4 protein-coding genes are annotated in these 3,691 nt (G+C 39.5%); all 4 read right to left on the bottom strand.

What is annotated here, in order from left to right; translation table 11 throughout:
* Nucleotides 1-84: 84 nt before the first annotated feature.
* Nucleotides 85-888, bottom strand: coding sequence for an endonuclease I family protein (locus tag AC1DRF_RS19430; RefSeq protein WP_427075409.1), 804 nt, complete (start codon nucleotides 886-888; stop codon nucleotides 85-87).
* On the bottom strand, nucleotides 885-1,844 hold the full coding sequence (locus AC1DRF_RS19425) for a S8 family peptidase (RefSeq protein ID WP_097823920.1): 960 nt from the start codon (nucleotides 1,842-1,844) through the stop codon (nucleotides 885-887). The genes AC1DRF_RS19430 and AC1DRF_RS19425 overlap by 4 nt, the downstream gene beginning before the upstream one ends.
* Nucleotides 1,845-2,044: 200 nt before the next feature.
* Nucleotides 2,045-2,785: a DsbA family oxidoreductase gene (locus AC1DRF_RS19420; protein ID WP_034653288.1), complete on the bottom strand. Its 741-nt coding sequence runs from the start codon at nucleotides 2,783-2,785 to the stop codon at nucleotides 2,045-2,047.
* 143 nt (nucleotides 2,786-2,928) lie between these two features.
* The coding region (locus AC1DRF_RS19415) for an alkaline phosphatase (RefSeq protein ID WP_477741436.1) at nucleotides 2,929-3,691 on the bottom strand (763 nt) is incomplete at its 5' end.

The raw sequence follows: 3,691 nt of genomic DNA, 5'->3' as shown, positions 1-3,691 counted from the left end.
CCCTTTTAAGTGATAAATATGGATTTTCATATTAGATTATCCAAAAGAGCTCCGCTTCGAATTGAAGCGGAGCTCTTCGCTATTTTAGAAAGCAGAACTCATTAACGCACCTGCTTTGTCAGGAAAATCGATAAAAGGATTTCGGTTGCCTTGCAACTCAAAGATTGCTGCATTGCGATGTTTTTCATAAAGTGAAACAGTAAATTCTTCATGCCATTTTAGTAAAAGAGGAATATCTACTCGCGAAGAGTCAATTTTATTATGATAGCGAATTAAAAAATAAAGAGTTGATCGAGCCACAATTCCTTTTCCATATTCAGGTTCAAACTTACCTTTTTCTGCTTTGCCACATCCTTCTTTCACATCTGATTGCTTTACTTCCGGCGTATAATCCGCGAAGTCAATATAAGAAGAATTACCTCTTCGACTGTTACAAGAAGGTTCACACGCAAATAAATGATGCAAATCGCCTCTCATAGGCTCTTGTTTCCCAAACCAAGATTGTGGGACAACGTGCTCACAGTTTAGCAGTATATCATTGCTTGAAAGAGAGGAGTTACTAAGCGACTGAAGTTGATCAATATCTTGCTGTATAGTTTCTAACGGATCCATCCCTTTCCCTGAGTACAGACTTTTCAGCTCCCCATTCTCCTGTAGATCCACCCAGGGATATACATATTTATGCGGCGAATAACTTAGCAAATGCTGATGCGTTTCCTTTAACAACGTTTGCATGGTTTCTCTTTCAAAGAGCGTATCTTGATAATAAAGATTTTTATTTTCTTCATCTGTCTTTTCATCATAATAACTTCGATTGTTTGCGTATTCGTGATAAAGAGCTTTTGCCTGCTGCTTTTCCATCATTAGCATATCTAAACTGCTTCTCATCCGATCACCTCTGAAGTCATTTGACGTTGAATTTCACGCAACAGCTTTTCAACAACGGTCAAGTGCACAAATCCGTTTCCTACTTCTCTTGGTGATTCATTTAATGGAAGGGTTCTTCTGATTAACTGTGCATAAAGCTCTGGTTCTGTAAGCTCTCTTCCAAACATTTCATTTGAAAGAACTTTTATCAATCCTAAGGCCCCTGCTACGTGAGGTGTTGCCATAGAGGTTCCGCTCAGTGCGGCATACTTTCCATTCAAGTAAGTTGATACGATCTTCTCTCCCGGAGCTACTACATCTACTTCGTTGTTTGAGTTGGAAAATACCGAAGATCGTTTCTCTGAATCAACAGCTCCTACGCTAATCACTTCATTATATGAGCCTGGGTACGCAAACTCATCTGTGGAGCCTTCTCCATCTCCTTCATTTCCCGCTGCGCAGACAACTAAAATATTCTGATCAACAGCATCTTGAATCGCTTCATGTAGCTCAGGCACATCCGACGGACCTCCAAGCGACATCGAAATGATATCTACTTTTTGCTCGATGGCGTAGTTAATACCTTGAATAATCCACTCGTATTGACCTGAACCATTTCCATTAAGTACTTTTAGGATAAGTAAGCCCACTTCAGGAGCCACTCCTACAACACCCGTTCCATTATGCGCTGCTGCAATTGTGCCTGCTACGTGAGTGCCGTGACCATTATAATCTTGAAAAATATCTGGATTTTGTTGATCATCTTGTGTAAAGTTTTTTCCTCCAATAATCCGCTCCTGCAAATCTGGATGTGTAACATCACAGCCGGTATCCAAAACCGCTATGGTTATTCCCCGTCCCTTTGTTTGCTTCCATACTTGCTCTGCTCCAATTAGAGCGACTCCTTCTGGGACTTCATTAAATTGATTCAATTGTTCAACTACTTGAAATGGGATAATGCGCACTTTGCTCTTCATTCAGATTCCCCCTGCAGGATTAAATGGAAGCTAGTTCATGGTGGGATCACTTTTAATCGCTTATTTTTGGAGCTTACTCATCGAGGTTTGTTGCTTCTAAACTTATTATAACACAAAAACAGAACACATGTTTGTATTTTTGTGAATTTTTTTGCAAATAAATAAAAAGCAGAAGCGGAAATTCCGCTTCTGCTTTTTATTTATTGTTGGTTTTTAGAGGAATCAGGAACGGCACATTGACCATCTGCACAAAAGGCATCATCTGCGCCTTCTGGAGAAAGGCTCTTCAAAGCCGGAGTCGGATTTTCTTCTTCCCATACTTGTTGGAGAGCTCCTACAAATGTTTCGACTGGCTGTGCACCTGAAATCGCATATTTTTGATTAACAACAAAATATGGAACACCGCTAATGCCATATTGCTGAGCCGTTGCTTCATCACTGCGCACTTCATTTGCGTATGCGTTTTTATCCGCGAGAATTTGACGTGCTTCTTCTCGGTCAAGACCTGCATCTTCTGCAACAGCAACCAGCGTCTCTTCTTCACCTAGATGTTTTGATTCAGTAAAGTATGCATATAAGAGTTTTTCTGTAATAGCTGCTTCTTTTCCTTGAGCTTTTGCAAATTTAGCTAAGCGGTGAGCATCAAATGTATTAGTTGGCTTCATATCGTCAAAATTAAAGGATAAGCCCACACTAGCTGCCTGCTGTCCGATTCCTTCATTTGCTTGCTTCGCTTGTTCAATCGTCATTCCATATTTAGCAGCAAGAGCTTCATTAATTGTTTTGCCAGTATTAACTGGGGCGTTTGGATCTAGCTCGAAACTTTTAAATTCAACCTGCACATCATCTTTGTGTGCAAATTGCTGAAGCGCTTGCTCTAATCGGCGCTTTCCAATATAACAAAAAGGACAGACAAAATCTGACCATACTTCTATTTTCATCGTGACACCTCTTCAATTCAAGATAATTCTTATCGTAGCATACCTTTGAAGAAACTCCATCATAACTTGCTCACACAAAGCAAAAAATACGGTGTTGATTTACATACTAAGTATATTAAATCAACACCGTACTTTTATCTCACTTATTTTAAATTCATTGCTTTTAGAAGAGCATCATGTAAATACGTATTTTCGTATACTCCAGTAAATCTTTCTGAGCCGGCACCCATTGCACTTAAAGGAACGTCTGATGACGTATGCTCTTCAGTTGTCCAGTCCGCAACGAACTGCTCTTTTGAATGAGCGATTGCAAATGGCCCATCTTCTTTTGATACTTCATCTCCACCGTTATCTTTATTGTCTACTTTTTCAAGTGCTAAACCTCCGGTTGCATGGTCAGCTGTTACTAATACGAGAGTGTCTGGGTGTGTTTTAGCATAAGCTTTAGCCATCTTCACCGTATCATCAAGCTGCTTACCTGCTTTAATCATGAGTTCAGCATTATTATTATGAGCCATTTCATCAATGGCTTCCTCTTCTACTACAAGAAAGAACCCTTTTTTATTTTGTGATAGCGTATTGATTGCTTTTTTTGTMATGTCTTTTAGAGATACTTGAGGGTTGTACACATCATCTTGGCCTTCAGGAGCTTGTTGAAACATTTCTTCATTAGCAAACAGACCAAGCAATTTTGTTCCTTTAGCATATTTTAATTCATTTTCGTTATTAACGTATGTATACCCAAGTTTTTGTGCTTTGTTTACTAAGTTTCCTTGCGTTCCTTTGCTTCCTTCAGTTTTATCTTCTGGCGGGGCATCTGGATGTGCACCTTCATTTCCTTTTGTGTACCAATAATCTTCTCCGCCACCTAGAATCACATCTATCTTACTGTTTTCAAGATACTGC

This window comes from Priestia sp. P5_B4 (assembly GCF_056400385.1).
Note: the sequence above shows the minus strand (reverse complement) of the source record. Positions and strands in the feature narration are given on the sequence as shown.

What these genes read in the sequence shown, in the direction of transcription:
- AC1DRF_RS19425 (WP_097823920.1), bottom strand. Translation starts at nt 1,844, where the DNA reads ATGAAGAGCAAAGTGCGCATTATCCCATTTCAAGTAGTTGAACAATTG.
- AC1DRF_RS19420 (WP_034653288.1), bottom strand. Translation starts at nt 2,785, where the DNA reads ATGAAAATAGAAGTATGGTCAGATTTTGTCTGTCCTTTTTGTTATATT.
- AC1DRF_RS19430 (WP_427075409.1), bottom strand. Translation starts at nt 888, where the DNA reads ATGAGAAGCAGTTTAGATATGCTAATGATGGAAAAGCAGCAGGCAAAA.